This window comes from Arthrobacter sp. HMSC08H08 (assembly GCF_001807575.1).
In the GTDB taxonomy this organism is placed as follows: Bacteria; Actinomycetota; Actinomycetes; order Actinomycetales; family Micrococcaceae; genus Pseudoglutamicibacter; species Pseudoglutamicibacter albus.
This window is the reverse complement of the sequence record NZ_KV789376.1, coordinates 288,815-308,666: the sequence shown is the minus strand read 5'-3', so window position 1 is coordinate 308,666 and position 19,852 is coordinate 288,815. Positions and strand designations below refer to the sequence as shown.

Annotated in this window: 12 protein-coding genes; 9 read left to right on the top strand and 3 right to left on the bottom strand. The window is 59.4% G+C overall.

The genetic code is table 11. The features are described from left to right. Positions 1 to 54: 54 nt before the first annotated feature. The 5 genes from mtrA to secA all read left to right on the top strand — a co-directional run bounded on the left by mtrA (position 55) and on the right by secA (position 9,075). The gene (gene mtrA / locus HMPREF3175_RS02600) at positions 55 to 735 is read left to right on the top strand and encodes an MtrAB system response regulator MtrA (protein WP_035754442.1); all 681 of its coding nucleotides are present in this window, start codon (positions 55 to 57) and stop codon (positions 733 to 735) included. A 160-nt stretch (positions 736 to 895) separates the two neighbouring features. Beyond that, positions 896 to 2,614: an MtrAB system histidine kinase MtrB gene (gene mtrB, locus HMPREF3175_RS02595; protein ID WP_141742444.1), complete on the top strand. Its 1,719-nt coding sequence runs from the start codon at positions 896 to 898 to the stop codon at positions 2,612 to 2,614. Next, positions 2,611 to 4,350, top strand: a complete 1,740-nt coding sequence (locus tag HMPREF3175_RS02590; RefSeq protein ID WP_070490543.1) for an LpqB family beta-propeller domain-containing protein — start codon at positions 2,611 to 2,613, stop codon at positions 4,348 to 4,350. The genes mtrB and HMPREF3175_RS02590 overlap by 4 nt, the downstream gene beginning before the upstream one ends. A 1,203-nt stretch (positions 4,351 to 5,553) precedes the next feature. Continuing rightward, positions 5,554 to 6,198, top strand: a complete 645-nt coding sequence (hpf, locus tag HMPREF3175_RS02585; RefSeq protein ID WP_070490542.1) for a ribosome hibernation-promoting factor, HPF/YfiA family — start codon at positions 5,554 to 5,556, stop codon at positions 6,196 to 6,198. Positions 6,199 to 6,384: 186 nt separating this feature from the next. Further along, entirely contained in the window at positions 6,385 to 9,075 is a 2,691-nt protein-coding gene (secA, locus tag HMPREF3175_RS02580; protein WP_070490541.1) for a preprotein translocase subunit SecA, read from the top strand. Positions 9,076 to 9,198: 123 nt separating this feature from the next. Here secA and HMPREF3175_RS10435 read toward each other — a convergent pair whose 3' ends face one another. Together HMPREF3175_RS10435 and HMPREF3175_RS02570 are read right to left on the bottom strand one after the other, a co-directional pair. After that, on the bottom strand, positions 9,199 to 9,690 hold the full coding sequence (locus HMPREF3175_RS10435; RefSeq protein WP_256276241.1) for an Rv3235 family protein: 492 nt from the start codon (positions 9,688 to 9,690) through the stop codon (positions 9,199 to 9,201). Between the two features lie 91 nt (positions 9,691 to 9,781). Continuing rightward, positions 9,782 to 10,480: a LysM peptidoglycan-binding domain-containing protein gene (locus HMPREF3175_RS02570; RefSeq protein WP_070490540.1), complete on the bottom strand. Its 699-nt coding sequence runs from the start codon at positions 10,478 to 10,480 to the stop codon at positions 9,782 to 9,784. Between the two features lie 159 nt (positions 10,481 to 10,639). Here HMPREF3175_RS02570 and HMPREF3175_RS02565 point away from each other — a divergent pair, with 159 nt between their 5' ends. From HMPREF3175_RS02565 to HMPREF3175_RS02550, 4 genes are all read left to right on the top strand, one after another. Continuing rightward, complete coding sequence (locus HMPREF3175_RS02565; RefSeq protein WP_070507125.1) at positions 10,640 to 11,182, top strand: hypothetical protein; 543 nt, start codon at positions 10,640 to 10,642, stop codon at positions 11,180 to 11,182. 262 nt (positions 11,183 to 11,444) lie between these two features. Beyond that, positions 11,445 to 12,089 (top strand): SAF domain-containing protein, encoded by a 645-nt coding sequence (locus HMPREF3175_RS02560; protein WP_070490539.1) that lies wholly within the window; start codon positions 11,445 to 11,447, stop codon positions 12,087 to 12,089. A gap of 9 nt (positions 12,090 to 12,098) precedes the next feature. After that, positions 12,099 to 13,862: a hypothetical protein gene (locus tag HMPREF3175_RS02555; RefSeq protein ID WP_070490538.1), complete on the top strand. Its 1,764-nt coding sequence runs from the start codon at positions 12,099 to 12,101 to the stop codon at positions 13,860 to 13,862. A 54-nt stretch (positions 13,863 to 13,916) separates the two neighbouring features. Then, positions 13,917 to 18,872 (top strand): NAD-glutamate dehydrogenase, encoded by a 4,956-nt coding sequence (locus tag HMPREF3175_RS02550; RefSeq protein WP_083289354.1) that lies wholly within the window; start codon positions 13,917 to 13,919, stop codon positions 18,870 to 18,872. A 185-nt stretch (positions 18,873 to 19,057) separates the two neighbouring features. On the opposite strand, the gene HMPREF3175_RS09815 is transcribed toward HMPREF3175_RS02550, so the two are convergent. Next, positions 19,058 to 19,852, bottom strand: a 795-nt coding sequence (locus HMPREF3175_RS09815) for a lytic transglycosylase (protein ID WP_176745113.1), incomplete at its 5' end; no start/stop codon positions are given.

Below are 19,852 nucleotides of genomic sequence, written 5' to 3'. Positions count from 1 at the left end.
ACATAGGCCACGGTTCGGTGGATTCGATGCGTCAGATGTGAGGGAATGCGGGAAATGAAGGGACACGTCCTCGTCGTTGATGATGATGAAGCATTGGCGGAAATGATCGGCATCGTTTTGAAGAACGATGAACATGAGCCGGTTTTCTGCCATCACGGCATGCAAGCTGTCGAGATGTTCCGCCGCAGCGAACCAGACCTTGTGCTGCTGGATCTGATGCTTCCCGGGAAAGACGGCATCCAGATTTGCCGTGAAATCCGTGAAGAATCCGACGTCCCCATCATCATGCTCACCGCCAAATCAGACACGCAAGACGTGGTGCGCGGGCTCGAGGCGGGCGCTGATGACTACATCCCTAAGCCCTTCAAACCGGCGGAGTTGCTCGCGCGCGTCCGTGCACGCTTGCGTGGCGGCGGGCAACGCCACGACGGTAGCAAACTCACGGTCAAAGACATCACGATCGACGTGGCGCGCCACACGGTTTTCCGTGGGGACGAGCAGTTGCAACTGACCCCACTGGAGTTTGATCTCTTGACCACCATGGCCCGCAAGCCGGGCGAGGTTTTCACGCGCGAAGACCTGCTCAATGAGGTGTGGGGTTACCGCGAAAGCGCAGACACGCGGCTTGTGAACGTGCACGTTCAGCGTCTGCGTTCCAAGGTTGAGCGTGACCCGGAAAACCCAGAGATCGTTCTGACCGTCCGAGGGGTAGGTTATAAGACTGGCCAGAACTAAACCGAAGGGTAGACGAGCAGCCCTACCCAACCGTTATTTGGTGCGCAGGCGCCGCCGAAGCACGGTGGTGCCCGATCCGAGCGCGCATTCCAAATGGGATCCACGTAGATGGTTTGGCCTCGGTTTGCGGTTGTGGCGGCGTTCCGTCCAGTTCCGAACCGTGGTAATCACCGTGGTCCTGGTGGGTCTTGCCGAGATTCTTGTGGGCGGGTTCTTGAGCGCCCAGATCTCCAAGGGCCTGTTCGAAGAACGTCTTGAGCAGGTTTCCGCTGAAGCGACCCGCGGGCTCGCACAAGCGGACTCCGCGTTCTCTTCCGCATCGACCACCAACGCCAACGCCGCATCCACCCTCGTGATGGACACTCTGCGCGGCATGCAAGGCGACGGTGTCGCGGTGCGCCGCGACGTCGTGTTCCGGCTCCTGCCAGGTGCTTCCGCTTACTGGGTTCCGGGCCAAGACACCTCATCAGTTGCATCGGCGGCTATCACCGATGAGCTACAGAACCAGGTCTCCAGCGGCTCCGACATCTACTGGCAATCGGTCGAGCTGACCGGGGAAAAAGGCGAGATCAAACCCGGGGTTGCGTTCGGTAAACGCGTCACCGTCCCGCCGGGCCGCGACTATGCGCTATTCCTCGTCTATGACTTCTCGCAAGTAGCTGACACCCTCGTGTTGGTTCAACGCGTGCTGCTCGGAGGCGGTGCGGTTCTGTTGCTCATCATCACCGGTATTTCTTGGTATGTGGCCCGCCGTTCGCTGCAGCCTGTCGCGGAAGCCGCTCAAACCGCCGAGAAGGTCGCGGCCGGTCGGCTCGATGAACGCATGGAAGTACAAGGTCAAGACGAGCTTGCGCGTTTGTCTACGTCCTTCAACCGGATGGCGGATTCACTCGCCGAACAGATCGTGCAGCTTGAAGCGCTCTCACAGATGCAGCAACGCTTCGTATCTGACGTGTCTCACGAGTTGCGCACACCACTGACCACGGTACGTATGGCCGCTGAGGTCCTCTACCTCAGCCGCGACGAATTCAGCACCGTCAACGCCCGCTCAACCGAACTGCTCTATGACCAGGTTGAACGCTTCCAAGGCCTGCTGAATGACCTGCTCGAAATCTCCCGCTTCGACGCCGGCGCCGCGCAACTGGCGGAGACGAAAACCGATGTCGAAGCAGTCGTTTCCCGCGCGATGGCCACAGCCCAACCGTGGGCAGACAAAGCTGGCTCGCCCGTCAAAGTCACCATCGTGGGTGCTGATAAAAACAAGCGTGGGGTCTATGCGTCAATGGATCCACGCCGCATCGAACGCATCATCCGTAACCTGATCCTCAACGCGGTCGAACACGGCGAAGGTAACCCGATCGAGGTGCTGATCGCTGAGAACTCCGATGCGGTTGCAGTCGCCGTACGAGACCACGGCATTGGCTTGAGCGAAGAAGATGCGGTGCGGGTCTTCGAACGGTTCTGGCGTAAAGACCCAGCCCGTGCACGCACGACCGGCGGCTCGGGGCTTGGCCTATCCATTGCGCGGGCGGACGCACGCTTGCATGGCGGTGCGCTCGAGGCATGGGGTAAACCTGGCGTCGGCTCGACCTTCCGCCTGACACTGCCTAAAACCCTCGGCGAGAAAATCACCGTCTCCCCGCTGCCGCTGGGACCCTACGGTAAGAGGATTGGCGCTATCGAAGCCGCAGTCAACACCGACACCAACCCGATCCAACTGCCCGCTGCGGAGGAGAAAGCAGCGGAGGCGAAAGCGACGGAACAGAAGACGACCGCGCAGAACACAGCGACACAGAACACGCCAACTCAGAACACAGCAGCCCAGCACACAGCAGCATCGACGAAGCCGGCATCGCCTGAGGGGAGTGACGCGCCATGACCTCGCTGATTTCACCCAGCCACAACGCAAGCTGCAACACAGGCTCGCGTGGCTGGCGCATCGTGCTGATGTCCGTGCTGAGCGTTGTGCTCGCTACCGTCCTGGCTGGGTGCGGGAGCATCCCCACCGCGGGGCCTGTCGGAACGTTGGAGCCGAGCGAACGCAGTGGCGGGGAACAAAGCTATACCTTCGATGTGCCTGGCCCGTCCCCGGGGGATTCACCAGAAACCATCGTGAGGGGTTTCCTCGCCGCGGGTGTCTCTTCACAGGATGACTGGGCGGTGGCCCGCAGCTTCCTGACTGCAGAGAAGGCGCCTGAATGGAACCCGACCCATGAAGTCATCGTCACTGACTCAACACCTGAGGTGAAGCGTTCCGGGGAGGGCGCAAGCGCTCTGGAAGCGAACCCTCGCGTGCTGCGCACGATCGACGCCTACGGTGTGAAAACCGATGCTGAGAACCCTAAACCACGCAACCTCAAATTTGAGGTTTTGAAAGAAAACGGGGAATGGCGCATCTCGAAGGTGCCCGATGGCGTAGTGGTTGAATCGCAGCTGTTCCAACGCGCCTACGAACCTGTAGAGCTCGCGTTCTATAACCCGCAGTTCACGGCCGTGGTGCCGGATGTTCGGTGGTTCGCGCGCCGTCAAGGTATGGCTACCGCTGTCGTGACCGCGCTACTGCATGGCCCTGCGCCCTATCTTGAGGGTTCGGTCTCGAGCGCGTTCCCGCGCGATGCGAAACTTGCCCGGCAGGCTGTGCCCGTGCAGGACGGCATGGCTCAGGTTGATGTTCCGGAGGGTGTTGTTGCTGGCGCTGATGACCGGCAACGTAGCCTCATGATGCGGCAACTGGACCTGAGTTTGAACGAATTGTCCTCGGTCAATCAGGTCTCAATGTCGGTGGATCAGCAAGAGCTGAAGGTTTCCGCTGATGCTGAACGCAATCCACCTGTTGTCGAAGCCGAGGTATCGGATAAGCTCGTGGGGCTTCAGAACGACCTTTTGGTGCGTGTGCGTGATTCCAACAGCACACTCATTGAGACGGATTCGACTTTAGGCCCGGGGCTGTCGTCTCCGACGATGCAGCCAGAAGATGACACCAAATACGCGGTCTTAGCGGCCCAACAGACCCGGCTTCTGGCCGTGGACGGTGAGAAAAGAACGTACAAGGAGCTCGCCAGCGGCCCGGTCATGACCGCGCCGTCGATGGATAGCTTCGGGTGGGTGTGGACATCGGACCCTGAGGGCGTGGTGGCCTACGATTCCTCGAACGGGAAAACGGTCCGCATGAAGCTGGACATGAAACCTAACACCTCTGTGACCTCGGTGCGGGTTTCTCCGGACGGAGCACGGCTTGCGTTTACGCTCACGGACGCTGATGGCGAACGCTTGCAGGTATCCGGTATTCAACGCACCAAGACTGACCGTCCGGTAGCTTTAGCGAGCCCGCTGAGGTTAAAGACCACCGTGAACCCGACACGCGTGCAGTGGATCGGGGCGGCCGACCTGGTTGTGTATAAACCCGATTCCACGGCCCGGGTGGATGTTGAGCAGATCGGCCTCAACGACGAAACGAGCATGTGGCGGCAACCGTTGCTGGGGCTAACGCACCTGACGGTGGGTGTGGGCCCCGAGGATGTGTATGCAGAGAACGCTGACGGCCTCTATCAGCGCACCTCTAACGGATGGCGGCAGGTTCGCAGAGACGGAAGCCAGCTTTCCTACGCAGGCTAAGTAGTTGCTGCGTTTGCCTATTCACAGGTCTGGTTTCCCGGTGTTCTGTCCACATCTTTTCCTTCTCGCGGTTGAGTGCGGCGTGCGGTGCGCGATGCTGAGTACATGGCGGCACCAAGCAGGCGCTTAGACGGAACCGGTGGAACCGACAAGCGCGGAACAACCGGCAGGCGGCGACTCAACAACAGCCCTGGCGGTCGTGTAGCGCGGTGGCGGGAGGCCGCTGATGCCGTATGGTTTGGGCCTGCCGGAACCACGATGCGCCAGGCAGTGAGTGAGGCAGCACGTGCGATTCTGCCTGCTCGGTGCGTGGGATGTACCAGCGATGCCGGCCCGCTGTGTCCGGAATGCTCCTCGCGCTTAGGCAAGGCTCTGTTGCACCCTGCGGTAGTTGATGATCTACGCGAATTTGATGTTCTAGCCCCGAGCTCTCCGGCCCCGGTGGTGTGTGCGGCACCGTACTCCGGGATCGTCTCTAATGTTTTGCTGGCGGCAAAGACGCGTGGTGGGCTGGGGTTGATCGAACGATTTGGGCCTGCCGTTGAGCGGACGTGGAACCTTTTGCAATCGGTTGCGGGACCTGTTGCGGTTGTTCCGATACCCTCGAAAGCTTCTTCGGTGCGATCCCGTGGGTTCTCTCCGGTTGAAGAGCTCTTACGTGCTTCTCACGTGGGTCCCGTCATGAACCTCTTGCGGGTGCGGACGTTGACGAGCCTGGGGCTGGCCAACCAGGGTCCGCAGAAGTCCCGGGGTAGAAGTGGCCGAGCGAACGCAGTGAAAGGACAGTTCGCTGTCGATTACCGTGCCGTGGCCCACGTGAAACATCGCAGTCCCTACAGAAAGGTTCCCAGGCATGTGGTTCTGTTCGATGACGTAGTAACGACCGGTGCCACGCTTGCCGAGGCTTCCCGCGTCTTGCGTGCTCACGGCTTCAACGTCAAAGGGGCTTTCTGTGTCGCCTGGGTGCGTCCACCGGGAGGGGCAAACGTAGTGTCAGAAATAAGCCACCCGCTTAACTGATCCACAACACGAGCACATGGGATGCGCTCCAGGGTGTGACCGGGGTAACTTTAAGCATGGGCTTGAGTTCGAGGATGAGCCTCCAGCCAAACCCATCACCTGGCGTCAACGGCGGTGATGAGTTCATAATCTTCCCGTCAGACCGTCACCGGGTGTTGTTTCGGAATTGAGGGAGGACCTCTCATGGATGTCAACGTAATTGGCCGCAACGTCAGCGTTACTGACCGGTTCCGCGAATACGTCGAGGACCGTGCCGCGAAGGTTGAACAGCTTTCACCGCGGGCCCACAACATCGATATCAAGGTCTCACGCCAACCGAACGCACGCGTCTCTGATTCTGAAATGACTGTCGAAGTCACCGTGATCGGGCCTGGCCCGGCGGTCCGTGCTGAAGCGCACTCGTCCGAGAAGTTCTCGGCTTTTGACCTCGCATTCGCTAAGTTGCTTGAGCGTTTGCGCCGTGCACGCGACAAAGCAAAGGACCACCGCCGCAATGACCGTGCGTTGAACCCGCCGATCGATCTGGAAGCTGTTCCTGCAAGTGATAAGTCCCTGGTTGAACAGGTGCAGGAAGCTCAGCGTAAGGAAGAGGTTGGCGATGTTCCGGTTGAGATCCGCCGCAAGCGTTTCCCAGCCATCCCCATGACTGAAGACGATGCCGTGGACAACATGGAGCTGGTGGGCCACCCGTTCTATTTGTTCCTTGACTCCGAAACCGGCCTGCCATCGCTGGTTTATCGTCGCCGCGGCTGGTCTTACGGTGTTATTTCCCTGGATGAGAACCTTACGGAAGCAACCCGGGACGGAAGCAAGACCTACCGCAGCTAACACAAGCATCGTGTCTAGCCTTCCCGTGGCAGTGGGGAACTAGAGTTTTAATAACTGTCGCCTGAGTCAGTGGCGGGAGATTTTTCATGAATCTCCCGCCATTGGCTTGGGGTTAAAACATATTCAACGCGTAAGATGGCGAAAGGCCGGTAGATTCCGGTTGCTTTGTCATGGGGGAGAACACACGTGGCCAATCTGTTCGAACGTATTCTGCGAGCTGGCGATAAACGCATTCTGAAGCGACTGCGTTCATACGTTTCACAGATCAACGCACTCGAAGACTCCATCATGGAACTCACGGATGACGAGCTGCATTCCATGACGGATCAGTTCCGTGAGCGTTACGCGGCGGGCGAGAGCCTCGATGACATGCTCCCGGAAGCGTTCGCGGTGGTTCGAGAAGCCTCACAACGCACACTGGGTATGCGCCACTTTGATGTTCAGATGATGGGTGCGGCCGCCCTACACCTGGGCAATATCGCTGAGATGAAGACCGGTGAAGGTAAGACGCTCGTGGCTACCGCGGCCGCGTATCTCAACGCGATCTCCGGTAAGGGCGTCCACGTCGTGACGACCAACGACTTCCTCGCCAACTATCAGGGCGAGCTGATGTCGCGCCTCTACCGTTTCTTAGGCATGAGCACGGGCGTGATCGTTTCGAATCAGAAGCCTGCGGTGCGTCGTGAACAGTACGCCGCGGACATCACGTACGGAACCAATAACGAGTTCGGTTTCGACTATCTGCGTGACAACATGGCTTGGTCCAAGGATGAGCTGGTTCAGCGCGGCCACAACTTCGCGATCGTCGATGAGGTCGACTCGATTCTGATTGATGAGGCCCGTACTCCACTCATCATTTCCGGCCCCGCGCAGGGGGATGTGAACCGTTGGTACAGCGAGTTCTCCAAGCTCGTGCGTGGCATGAAGCTGGATGAAGATTATGAAGTCGATATCAAGAAGCGCACGGTGGGCGTTAAGGAATCGGGTATCGACAAGGTTGAGGACTACCTGGGTATCGACAACCTGTATGAGTCCGCGAATACTCCGCTGATCGGTTTCTTGAATAACGCGATCAAAGCTAAAGAACTGTTCAAGCGGGATAAAGACTATGTGGTCATGAACGGCGAGATCATGATCGTCGATGAGCACACGGGCCGTTCACTGCCTGGCCGCCGCTATTCGGAAGGCATGCACCAGGCGATCGAGGCTAAAGAAAACGTTGAGATCAAGGCCGAGAACCAGACCTTGGCAACGGTGACGTTGCAGAACTATTTCCGTCTCTATGACAAGCTCTCCGGCATGACCGGTACAGCTGAGACTGAGGCTGCGGAGTTCAACAACACGTATAAGCTCGGCGTGGTCCCGATCCCAACGAATAAGCCGATGCAGCGCGTGGATAAGCCGGACTTGATCTATAAGAACGAGATCTCAAAGTTTGAGGCGGTAGCTCAAGATATTGAGGACCGCCACCGCCTGGGCCAGCCGGTGCTGGTCGGTACAACATCGGTTGAGAAGTCCGAATACTTATCGCAAAAGCTTGCCAAGCGCGGTATCCGCCACGAGGTTTTGAACGCTAAGCAGCACGAACGCGAAGCCGCGGTTGTTGCTCAGGCCGGTAAGAAAGGCGCTGTCACGGTCGCTACGAACATGGCTGGCCGTGGTACTGACATCATGCTCGGCGGTAACGCTGAGTTCCTCGCCGTCACGGAGATGAAGAACCGTGGCTTGGATGCAGAGAATGATCCTGAGGGCTACCAAGCGGTCTGGGATGAGGTCTTTGACCATATCCAGGCTGAATGCGAAGCCGAAGGCGACGAAGTGCGCGAGCTGGGTGGCCTCTACGTTTTGGGTACCGAACGCCACGAATCCCGCCGTATCGATAACCAGTTGCGTGGTCGTTCCGGCCGTCAGGGTGACCCTGGTGAGTCTCGTTTCTATCTGTCGATGTCGGATGAGCTCATGCGTCGGTTCAATGCCGGTATGGCAGAACGCATCATGAATTCGCCAAACATGCCGGATGATATGGCGCTTGAATCGAAGATGGTTTCGCGTGCCATCGAGTCCGCTCAGCGCCAGGTTGAGTCTGTCAACACGGAGCAGCGTAAGAACGTTCTGAAGTATGACGATGTGATGAACCGTCAGCGTGAAGCGATCTATGCTGACCGCCGCCAGATCCTCGAAGGCGAAGACTTGGGTGAGCGGATCAAGCAGTTCATCGAAGACGCCGTGGGTGCGATGGTCACCGAAACCACTCTGGCCGGTGAGCCGTATGATTGGGACCTCGACGCGTTGTGGAGCAACCTGCGGGTTCTCTACCCGGTAACGCTGAGCCCGGAGGACCTCATTGAGGAAGCCGGCGGCGATAAGGGTGGCTTGACCGCGGAGATGCTCAAGGAAGAGATTGTCTCTGATGCGATGGTCGCTTATGAACGCCGCGAGGAGTACTTGGGCTCGAGCACGATGCGTGACCTTGAGCGCCGTGTTGTGTTGTCTTCGATCGGCCGTAAGTGGCAAGAACACCTCTACGAGATGGATTATCTCAAGGAGGGAATCGGTCTGCGTGCGATGGCTCAGCGTGATCCGCTGGTTGAGTATCAGCGCGAAGGCTATGAAATGTTCGAGGCCATGATGGAAGCGATCCGTGAGGATTCGGTTTCCCTCTTGTTCCATGCCGAGGTGGAGCCGGGCCATGACGCCGGTGAGGCTCGCGGTGCTGGCCTGATGGATGCCCAGACGAGCCAAGAAAATCTCGAATACTCGGCACCGGATGAAAGCGGGGAGGCCCGTACTCGCCGGACTCGCGCCGCTAAGGAAGGGCCGAGGATGACCGGTAAACAGGCACGTAAGGCTAAGAAGCGTTCACGCAAGCGCCACTAGCTTCCAAACGGATGAGCGAACTAGGGCGTAGAGCTAGACCCTAGACCTAAGGAGCGGTCCTGACGCAGTGGGGTTTGCACACCTGCCTGGTGTGCAAACCCCACTGTTGATTTAGCTTTGCTTTCACCCGATGTGTACGTCGGTGCAACGCAGCCTGCGGCCGTGTGGTTTCAGGGTGAAGGCGATGGCGCGTACCCCGCGCGGGGTGAGGATGCTTGCGCAACATTCAAGCGTGGGGAGTGCGCGGGTGTCTTCGTGTTTGTATTGGGCTTGGACGTGGCATGAGATGAGTGAAAGTGTCCGCCACGGCCACGGGGTTGCGTTCGCTTGGGATGCTTCGCGTTCCCAACCGGCACGGTTTTGGACTTTGTTGAGTGGCATGAGTTCAAACCACCCGGCCAAAGCGAGGGAGGGGCGACGCCCGGAGAGTACATCGGCGATCGCTTGAGCTACCGTTCGTGCCAGATGCTGATGCGCCGGAGCACCCGCCCGCACCGGAGACTGTGGCGTGCTTAATGGCTGTGCTGATAATGGTGGTGCTGGCGCAGGTGCACCTGTTGATGCGGTTGCAAGTGTGGCAGCTGTGGTTGGTTCGCAAAGGGGTGCGGTGGTCATGGGAAGTCCTTTGTTTCCTTGCTGTGATGTGTCAGTAGAGGGCAGTGGGGTGACTGCAGGGCTGGATTGCTAGTACAGGGCGCTGCGCTGTCTAGGCGGGGATGTGTAGCTCTTGGCCGGGCATGATCAGGTGGGGATTGTCTCCGAGGAGATCGCGGTTAGCTTGGTGCCATCGGTTGGTTTCGGCTGCGATTTGTTGTGGTGTTGCGCCGGGTCCTAGGTGGCGTGCCGCGATGTCCCAGAGTGTGTCGCCCGATGTGACTACCACGGTGTCGTTTCGAGCTGGTGTACCCATGTTGCGGGGTAGGGGGACGGGGTCGGATTTCTTGATTGTGAAGGTCTCTTGCTGCTGTTTCGTTGATGGTGCTTGTTGCTCTTGGTCGTCGATCGGGAAGGCGGCGCTGAAGGGTGTGGGAGAGGTGTGCGTGGTGGTTTCGGTTGTGACCACGGTTGTGTCAGGCATGGGTGCCGCGTGGGATGTTGCCGGAGCTGCGAGGATCAGGCCTGCGGCAACAGCTGATGCGCGGGGGACCCAGCGGCTCCAACGTTCGGTGCTCACGCCGAGTGAGCTGAGGCCGCGTAGGAGGAGGGCGAGCGTGTGGGTGAACAGAAGCCAAGCGCTGATGAGGCATAGGGCCCAGGCCCCGATGCGGGCAATGAGGGTGTCCGCTGACTCTGCGGCTGGGAACCACGGGTTGAGTAAGGCAAGGCCGGTAGCTCCGATGATGAGGCCTAAAACTGGGGCGATCCAAGCGGCTGTGATGTGTATGCGTGAGGCTTTCTGGTTCATGTCGTTGCCCTCTTTTGAGACTCGAGAACTGTGTGTTTCTCAGCGCCTATTGAGTGCTGTAGGGAGGTGCCTCCCTATGGGCGCCAATTTGTTGTGCTTTGATTCTGTTTGATGTTTCGCGTTGGTGTCAAGAGGTAATTTTTTCAGTAGCCTGTGAACATGCGTTTTGACGATCTATTCGAGGACATGGCCCATGAGCTGCAGGCTGGGCAATGGCAGGAGATGCGTGCCGAAGCTGGCGAGCTGGCACGGGCGGAGTACGCGAGGCGAGGGTTCCTCACCGAGATCGCCGGCGCACATGTGAAAGTTCATGCGAGTGGGCACTCGTTTACAGGCGCGGTCGCGGCAGTGGGTGTGGGGTGGTTCGGTGTTGAGACTGCAACCGAGTCGTGGATGTTCCCGGATCAGGGCGGTGCCTGGGTAGAGGTTCTTATGCCTAACGCTGGTGTGCGCGAGCGTGACATGAAGGGTTCGTGTCGCCGCACCAAAGCCCCATGGAAGTCGGCTCTACGTGCGATAGGTAGGGACCGTCAGAGCGTTCGTTTCATCTTGTCTGACGGGGTGGTGGGCAGTGGCCTCATCGTTGCTGTGGGGGCGGACTTTATCCGTCTGCAAGCCCAGGTGGGTGGGACGGCGGCCCGCTCGCTTGTGCTGGTTCCGTTGGTGGCGCTCGTGGCGGTATCTGCGGTATCGACTAGCTAAACGCATCCCGTCGAACCCTACTCAAGGAGAACCTGTGTGAGACCTGTGTCCGAGATGCCGGATAGCACTACTTGTCAGTAGTTGTTGTAGTTCATCGTGCTGGTTATCGTCTAAGCATGCTTGTAAGCGACCTCGCGAGGCATCGAACCGCGAGGCATCGAACCACGCGGCGGAGCATCGTGCATGGCTACCAAGCGATGCGCGGCTGTCCATCGCGCACGGTCCTCGCGAACACGCAGGTGTAAAGAGCTTGAGGTGAACAATGACTGACCGCAGTGGCAATAGTTCGTCAGTGATGCGCTGGCAACCAGCTAGTTGGCGTGACCCTAGGCTTGTTATCGGCATCGTCCTGGTTGTCGCATCTATTCTGGGCGTCGTCTTGCTGGTGCGTTCGGTAACCCGCACGGACACCTACATGGTCGCAGCACATGATCTTGCCCCGGGGACCGTCCTGACTGAGAAGGACGTGGTCCCGGTTGAGGTTCGGCTTGCTGGCCCGGGTGAGCGGTATGTTCCAAGCGACACCAAGCTAGGCGGTGTGGTGGTGAGTGATTTCGTTTCGAAAGGTGAGTTGCTGCCTCGCCGCACCATCGAATCGGAGGCCCCCGCTGATTTGCGTTCGTTTTCGTTGACGTTGGAAGGCGCTCTCCCCGCGGGGGTGAAGGTCGGTAGCGGGGTGGATGTGTATGTGACCCCGAAGGACGCTGAGGAGGACGCCGAACCGAAGCGCGTGCTTTCTGGTGTGCGAGTTGTGAAAGTTGATCGCGCTGATTCCGGTTTCGGTGTCACTCAGGGGCACGTCTTGGAAGTCCTGATTCCGCGTGAGGATGTTGCCACGATGGTTGGTCATGTTGCGCGCGAAAACGTAGTGAGCGTGGTTTCTGCCCCGCTTTCAGGCAAGGAATAGGGGTCGGCTGTGAGTTCTTCCGTTGTTTTGTTTGGCGAGTCCCCTGAAGTATTTGCCCGCTTGGAGTCAGAGGTCGGACTGGTTACCGTGGTGCGGGTCTGCGCTGACGGGGCAGAGCTTTTAGCGACCCTAGCGGCCGGCTTGGCACGGTATGTGATTTTTGTGGACCAGTTCGATGAGGTCGATAGCGGTCTGGTCGATTCCGTCCACGCTGCCGGCGGCCGTGCTGTTGCGGTCACCAACGATGCGGCGGTGGCCTCGCGATTGCTCCGGCTTGGTGTCGGCTCGGTGAGCCGCTCGTCTTCGGCAGAAGTGATCGCAGAAGCGCTATCGCGTGCCGGCGGGCTTGTACCGGAACAGCCCCGTTCCTTACCTAAACGGCGGGGCCTGCGGCATATCGAACCTAAGCTGAAGACCCCTAAGGTTGTCGACCTTAAAGGTTTCGGAGTCCAAAGCGCGGCCCCCTCGAAATCGGAACCGGTGACGTCGAAACCAGACTCGGCCTCTCCGCAATCGGATTCGGTCCCGCCGAAAGTGGAGCCAGCTCCGTCGCGACCGGAGCCCGTGCCTACGAAACCGGAGCCAGCCCCGTCGGGACCGGAGTCCGCGCCTACGAAACCGGAGCCAACCTCTACAGAACAGGAGCCAGCCCCGTCCCAACAGGAATCAGCCTCTCCGCAACCGTCAAATAGCTCGGAAGAATCGAAACCTGCCGGCCTGAAAGAGCTGAAACCACGCGCACCACAAGAAGAGAAGTCATTCGATGAGTTGGTGGCTGGAATCCCGGACGATCTCTCGCAGCTGTACGTGGTTGATCCGCATACAGGAATGCTGAACCAGCCAGAGACTCAAACAGATCAAGCCGACTCACAGCATGCGGCTGGGCATAAACGGGGCCGCATCATCGTGGTGTGGAGCGGGGCAGGCGCGCCAGGCCGCAGCTTTCTAGCGATCGAGCTAGCAACGGAAGCCGCGCTAGCCGGGAAGAAAGTCACGCTCGTGGACGCGGACACGCGCGCCTCGAGTATCGCCGCACGCCTAGGGATGCTGGGGGAGACCTCCGGGATCGTGCGTTTGTGTCGTTCGGTCGAAGCGGGCACGTTTTCACCCACCGCTGACACGGATGCGCATGCCCGCATCCGCATCGGGAAGGCTGTACTCCGCGTCACCACGGGACTTCCGCGGCCCAGCCGCTGGCAAGAGGTCGGTAAGGCCGCGCTCAAGCGTAGCCTCGAGGCGCTACGTCAGGCTTCCGAGGTTGTGATTGTGGATGTCGCCGCACCGGCGGATAACGATCACGACGTCAGCTTCGACACGTTCGCCCCGCAACGTGATGACGCCACACTAACGGCCCTTGAAGTCGCCGATGACGTGGTGGTGGTCGGTACTGCGGACGCGGTAGGTTTGCCGCGTTTGATGCGGGCGGCCGCACACGCGCCCGAGCTCACGCAAGCACGGATTTCTGTTGTGGTGAACCAGGTGTCCAAGGGGGCTGCCCGCGGGGTCAAACGCGCGTGGGAACGCTTTGGTCCTAAGACGATGCAACCGGAGGTTTTCATCCCGAAAGATGCCGAGGCGGTAGAGCATGCACTGGAGGCCGCGACCGCGTTGAGCCACTCGGCGCCGCGCTCGCCGGTGCGCGCAGTGATACGGGAGTTTGCGCAGAGCTTGTGTGAGTGTGAAGAGAATCTGGAAACTCCCTTAAAACAGGTCCGTGGCAGGCGGTTTAAGGCTAGGCTAAATACGGCTCCATCTGTGACCCGGGGCACATAAAAATAGGCCGTTGCGTACGGCCGTGCGTCTAAACATGTGAAGGCGGTGGGTTGCGTGTCGAACACGCAGTCAGTTCCTCAGTCCGGCTCATCTGCGCAGTCTGGCTCATCTTCTCAGGCTGGCTCGTCTGTGCGGCCTGACTCGGTTCCTCAAACAAGCTGGCTTGGCGATGATGTTGTTGAGCGTTATGGCGCGGATATTGATGCGCAAGAACGTGAGGCGTTCGGTCTTGATCGGGTGAGGGAACTGCTGGAGCGGCACGCGTCAGTGGGGCGGGTTCGGCAGCCGGGTTCTGCGGTGGTCAGTGTTGAGCCGCATGAGCGGGGCACCGTTGTTTTCTTGGTTGCAGATGACATGCCGTTCATCGTTGATTCGGTGAGTAACTGCGTGGTGGAGTTCTCAAATAAGATTGGTTTCGTTTTCCACCCGACCTATATGGCGCACCGTTCGGTTGAGGATGGCACGCTGGTTGGTTTGAAGAAGGTTCCGCTTTCGGATGCGGCGCCGGCGTCTGAGAGCACTGCGGCGTTGCCCGCGTTGGGTATGTTGGCGGCACCTGAGGGCGCCCGAGCTGTCATTGAGTCGTGGACTGCGGTGTTGGTGACTGAGGAACTGGATGCTGATCAGCGCGCGCAGCTGCAGCAAGCTGTCGACTCGGTTTTGAAGGATGTTCGTAGCGCGGTTGAGGACTGGGAGCCGATGCGTGTGCAGGCCCGCCGTCTAGCTGATGCGCTTGAGGGGGATATCCCTTCGATTCCTGAGAAGGAACGGCGTGAGGCCGCGGCGTTTTTGCGGTGGATGGATGATGATTCGTTCACGTTCTTGGGCTACCGCTATTACGAACTTGAACAAGACCAGGGCCGTGAGGTTTTGCGTGGCGATATTGATTCGGCGTTGGGTCTGATGCGGCGTACGGATGCTGTTTCCCGTCCGTTGAGTGGTAAGGCCGCTCAGAAGGCGCGCGAGCCGCATCCACTGGTTTTGACTACCGCTAACCGCCGTTCCACGGTGCATCGTCGCGTGTATTTGGACTATGTGGGGGTCAAAGAGTTCGCGGCTGATGGTTCGGTGATCGGGGAGCACCGTTTCATTGGTTTGTACACATTTGAGGCTCTGCGTCAACCGGTCACTGATGTTCCTGTGGTGCGTTCTAAGGTGCGGCGCGTGCTTTCGCGAATGGGGTTCTTGGCTACCTCGCACACGGGTAAGTCGATTCTGCGGATTCTTGAGTCGTATCCGCGTGAGGAGCTCATCCAATCGAGCACGGATGAGCTCACTGAGATTGTGGCGAAGATTGCCCGGTTGGGTGAGCAGCGCCGTACGCGTGCGTTCGTGCGGGGGGATGCTTTCGGCCGGTTTGTGACGGTCATGGTGTATTTGCCGCGTGATCGTTACAACACTACGGTCCGGTTGCGTGTTGAAGAAGAGCTTAAAGAGACTTTCGCGGCTGAGGCGATGGATCTGGATGTCTGGAATTCCCCGTCCACGGTGGTTCGGTTGACGTACCGGATCAAGGCTGGCGAAGGCGTTGACACGGTAGAGATTGATGAGCAGGCACTTGAGGCTCGCCTAACACGGGCGGTGCGTTCGTGGAGCGAGGGCATCCTTGAGGTGTTCACGCAGGAGCATGGTTCGCAGGAGGGTCTGCAGCATGCGCAGCAGTGGGCTGAGGCGTTCCCGGCTGATTACCGGGTGCGGTATGAGGTTGAAGATGCCCTTGATGATGTCCGTGCTTTTGAGCGGGTTGAAGATGATGAGGATTCTGCCGGTATCGGTCTGCGCTTGGACACGATTGATAACCCGGAAGAGCTCGATGTTGAGGCGGATGGCGTAACGATCGCTAAGTTGCGTCTGTACTTGAGCGAGCAGGCTCCGTTGTCCTCGATCATGCCGCATCTTGAGGCGTTGGGGATCCGCGTGATTCAGGAGCGTCCTTACGTTGTGGAGCCTTTGGGTGCCCGGGAACGTTATCTCTATATCCTCACGGTCGCATTGGCCCCTGAGATTGATATTGCCCGGATCGCTCCGTTGGTTGAAGATGCCTACCGGGCGGTTGCTGCTGGGCGCACGGAGTCTGATGCGTTGGAGGGTTTGGTCACGGCACAGGGCCTCACCTGGCATCAGGTCGCGATTTTCCGTGCTTATGTCCAGTATCTGCGCCAGTGCGGCTCGATGAACAGTGTTGACTTCGCGGCCACCACTTTGCTGCGGTATCCGGCGGTGACGGCTGCGCTATTGGGCTTGTTTGAGGCGCGTTTTGACCCGGACTTAGCGGGTGATCGTGAACAGGGCCAGCAGGATGCCCGCGATGCGTTGGCATCGGCGTTGGATGATGTTGCGACCTTGGATGCGGATACGTGGATTCGACGTATGCGTGATGCGATGGGTGCCACGTTGCGCACGAACGCGTATCAGGGCAAACCTACTGTCGCGCTGAAGATCGCAACGGGTGAGTTGGGTTTCGCTCCGATGCCGCGTCCGTTCCGTGAGATCTGGGTTGATTCCCCGCGCGTTGCGGGTGTGCATTTGCGTTTTGGTGAGGTCGCCCGGGGTGGCTTGCGTTGGTCGGACCGTGAGGAGGATTTCCGTACGGAGGTTCTCGGTCTGGTGAAGGCCCAAGCTGTCAAGAACGCCGTGATCGTGCCTGCGGGTGCTAAGGGCGGTTTCTTCGCTAAACAGTTGCCTGATCCTGCTGTGGATCGTGGTGCTTGGGTTGAGGCTGGCCGGGCGGCGTATCAGGAGTTCATCCGTAGCTTGTTGGATATTACGGATAACTATGAGTACGCCGATGATGGCTCGCGTTCGGTGGTTCACCCTGAACGGGTTGTTGCTCACGATGGGGATGACCCGTATCTGGTGGTCGCCGCGGATAAGGGGACGGCGGCGTTTTCGGATACCGCTAACGAGATTTCCGCTGAGCGTGGTTTCTGGCTCGGCGATGCGTTCGCATCTGGCGGCTCGGTTGGTTATGACCACAAGGCGATGGGTATTACGGCCCGTGGCGCGTGGGAGTCGGCTAAGCGTCATTTCAAGACGCTGGGTACGGATGTGCAGTCTGAGGACTTCACGATGATCGGTATCGGTGACATGTCGGGGGACGTGTTCGGTAACGGCTTGATGCGTACCGAGCACGCGAAGTTGGTTGCCGCGTTTGATCACCGTGACGTGTTCATTGACCCGAATCCGGATCCGAAAGTTTCGTTTGAGGAGCGGGTGCGTCTGTATAACACGCCTCGTTCTTCGTGGCAGGACTATAACCCTGACTTGATCAGCTCAGGCGGTGGCGTGTTCTCGCGTTCCGCTAAGTCGGTTTCGGTCACCGAGCAGATGCGTGAGGTACTCGGCCTTGCTTCCGATGTGCGGGAGCTGACTCCGCAGGAACTGATTCGGGCCGTGCTGATGGCCCCGGTTGATTTGATCTATAACGGTGGCGTTGGCACGTACGTGAAGGCCGAATCGGAAACGAACGCTGACGTGGGGGATCGCGCTAACGATGCGATCCGTGTCAATGGTTCGCAACTGCGGGCTCGCGTGGTGGTTGAGGGCGGTAACCTCGGTTTCACTCAGGCAGGCCGTGTTGAGGCCGCGCAACGCGCGGGGACGGTCAATAACACTGACGCGATCGATAACTCGGGCGGTGTTGAGTCTTCGGACCGCGAGGTTAACATCAAGATTCTGATGGACGGCGCGGTCCGTGATGGTCGTCTAGCGTTTGAGGACCGGCCGGCGTTGTTGGCAGAGATGACTGACAATGTCGCCGACGCCGTGTTGGCTACGAATAAGGCGCAGAATGTTTTGCTCGCTGCTGAGCGGGGTGTCGCGGTTGAATTCGCGCCGGCCTATGAACGTCTGATGGGCCTCCTTGAAGAATCGGTTGATCTTGACCGTGCGCTTGAAGACCTGCCGAGCTCGGATGAGTTCGCTGCTCGCAGGCAGGGTGGCGAGGGGCTAACGACCCCTGAAACATCCGTGGTGGTTGCCTACACCAAGATGCAGCTGATCGATGCTCTGGTGGATTCTGATCTGCCGGAGGACCCTGCCATGCAGAAGGTCCTGGAAGCGTATTTCCCTCCTCAGCTGGTTGAACGTTTCCCTGAAGCGCTCGCCGCGCATCCGTTGCGCCGTGAGATCATCGCGACGATGGTCGCTAACCGCATCGTGAACATCGGTGGCGTGACGTATGCGTTCCGTGCGATGGAGGAGACGGGTGCGGACGCGGCGCGTCTGGCTCGGGCTTTCTTAGCGATGGACGAGGTCTACGGTATCGCTGAGCAGGTTGAAGCGATCGCCCAGTTGCCGGCAACGATCGATGATGAACAGTGGCTGCAGTTGCACGTGGATTTGCGGCGGCTTCTGGATCGTGTGACGCGGTGGGTTCTGGAGCACGAGGCTCTGGATAGTTCAGTTGATGAGATCCTTGCGAAGTTCGCTGATCCTGTGGCTCGGTTGCGTGAGGGTCTGCCGGGCATGGTGTGTGGCGTGGATGCCCAACGCACGCGTGCATGGTTTGAACGTGATGTTGAGGCGGGGCTTCCTGAGGAGCTCGCGCAGCGGCATAGCTTGGACTTTGAGTCCTACACGTTGCTGGATATCACCGCGTTGGCGTCAACGGGCGAGTGGGAGCTTGAGGAAGCCGCTGAGGTCTATTACGCGGTGTATGAGCGTTACGGAGTGGACGATTTGCTCTCGCAGATCAGCCAGTTGCCGCGCTCTTCACGGTGGGAAGCGTTGGCACGCAGCTCACTGCGTGATGACCTTTATGCCGCGGTGCTTGGTTTGACCCGCGCGGTTCTAGAAGAGACGGAGGGCACCGAATCACCGGACGTTAGCGATGCGGATGGCGTGGAGCTGTCTGCCGCGCAGGCTCGTGTGGTTGCTTGGGAGCAGCGTGATGCTGGCCGGATTGAGCGGGCGCACGAACAGCTTGATGCGGTGCGTGAGGTAGGCGGCGGCCAGATGGCTCCGTTGTTGGTGGCTACACGAACCTTGCGTTCGATGATCGGCCGCTGAAGCTAGTTCCGGCAGGCGTGTGTTGGGCGTGGCCAGCGAGGATTCGCTGGCCACGCCCAGTTTTATTGTGCCCGTTAAGGCAACTGGGGCGGTTGATCTTCCCCGGATCTACCGCCCCAGTTGGCTTGGTGGGGCCCCATGCTTGCGTCCGTTCCATAGACGCCGAGTCATGAGCCCCGTGCTTGTTACATGAACGCGCGGACTTTGCGGACGTAGTCCCTGGTGTCTGCGTACATTCCGTACCGCTTGATGCCGGCGAGGCCCTGGTAGTAGGCGCCGATGGCTTGGTCGCGGTTGTCCGCATTGTTGTGCAGGTACTTGATGAACAGGACCCCGGCGGTGACGTTGTCGTGCGGGTCGAGCGGATCCAGCTGACGGCCGATCGTGTTGCCCATCCATTTAGCGGTGGATGGCAGAACCTGCATGGTGCCGACAGCGTTAGCAGGGGACACAGCGCGGGCATCAAAGCCGGATTCGATTTGTGCATGTGCCAGGGCCAATCGTGGGTCCACGCCGTAGCGGACTGCCGTGTCGGCGACGATCTGCCGCATCTGAGCGCGGGAAGGAACCTGGCGCGCAAGCAGTGTGCGCTTGGATGCGTTGGCGTTGGCGTGCGTCTGCGCATCGTAGGTGTAGTGCAGGAACTTATTGGAGACCAACGAGTTGTTTGCCGCCCGCTTGGTGGTCTTCGACGCGGTCCTCGCGGCGGTCTTTGGGGCGGACGCGGTGCCGCTGAGCTTGATCTTCTGGCCCGGGTAGATGATTGTGGAGGCGCCCATGTTGTTGGCGCGGAAGATGGTGGCGAGGCTCACGCCGTTCTTGGCTGCGATAGCCGAGAGGGTGTCGCCCGCCCGCACCGTGTATGTGCGAGATGCGCCAGCCGATTTAGAGCGCGTGGTGTGAGCGGAACGCGTTGTCGTCTTAGCCTTCGATGCAGCCCGTTGCGTGGTCGCGGTGCCGCTGAGCTTGATCTTCTGGCC

What these genes read in the sequence shown, in the direction of transcription:
- mtrA (WP_035754442.1), top strand. Translation starts at nt 55, where the DNA reads ATGAAGGGACACGTCCTCGTCGTTGATGATGATGAAGCATTGGCGGAA.
- HMPREF3175_RS02590 (WP_070490543.1), top strand. Translation starts at nt 2,611, where the DNA reads ATGACCTCGCTGATTTCACCCAGCCACAACGCAAGCTGCAACACAGGC.
- hpf (WP_070490542.1), top strand. Translation starts at nt 5,554, where the DNA reads ATGGATGTCAACGTAATTGGCCGCAACGTCAGCGTTACTGACCGGTTC.
- HMPREF3175_RS10435 (WP_256276241.1), bottom strand. Translation starts at nt 9,690, where the DNA reads ATGACCACCGCACCCCTTTGCGAACCAACCACAGCTGCCACACTTGCA.
- HMPREF3175_RS02570 (WP_070490540.1), bottom strand. Translation starts at nt 10,480, where the DNA reads ATGAACCAGAAAGCCTCACGCATACACATCACAGCCGCTTGGATCGCC.
- HMPREF3175_RS02565 (WP_070507125.1), top strand. Translation starts at nt 10,640, where the DNA reads ATGCGTTTTGACGATCTATTCGAGGACATGGCCCATGAGCTGCAGGCT.
- HMPREF3175_RS02560 (WP_070490539.1), top strand. Translation starts at nt 11,445, where the DNA reads ATGACTGACCGCAGTGGCAATAGTTCGTCAGTGATGCGCTGGCAACCA.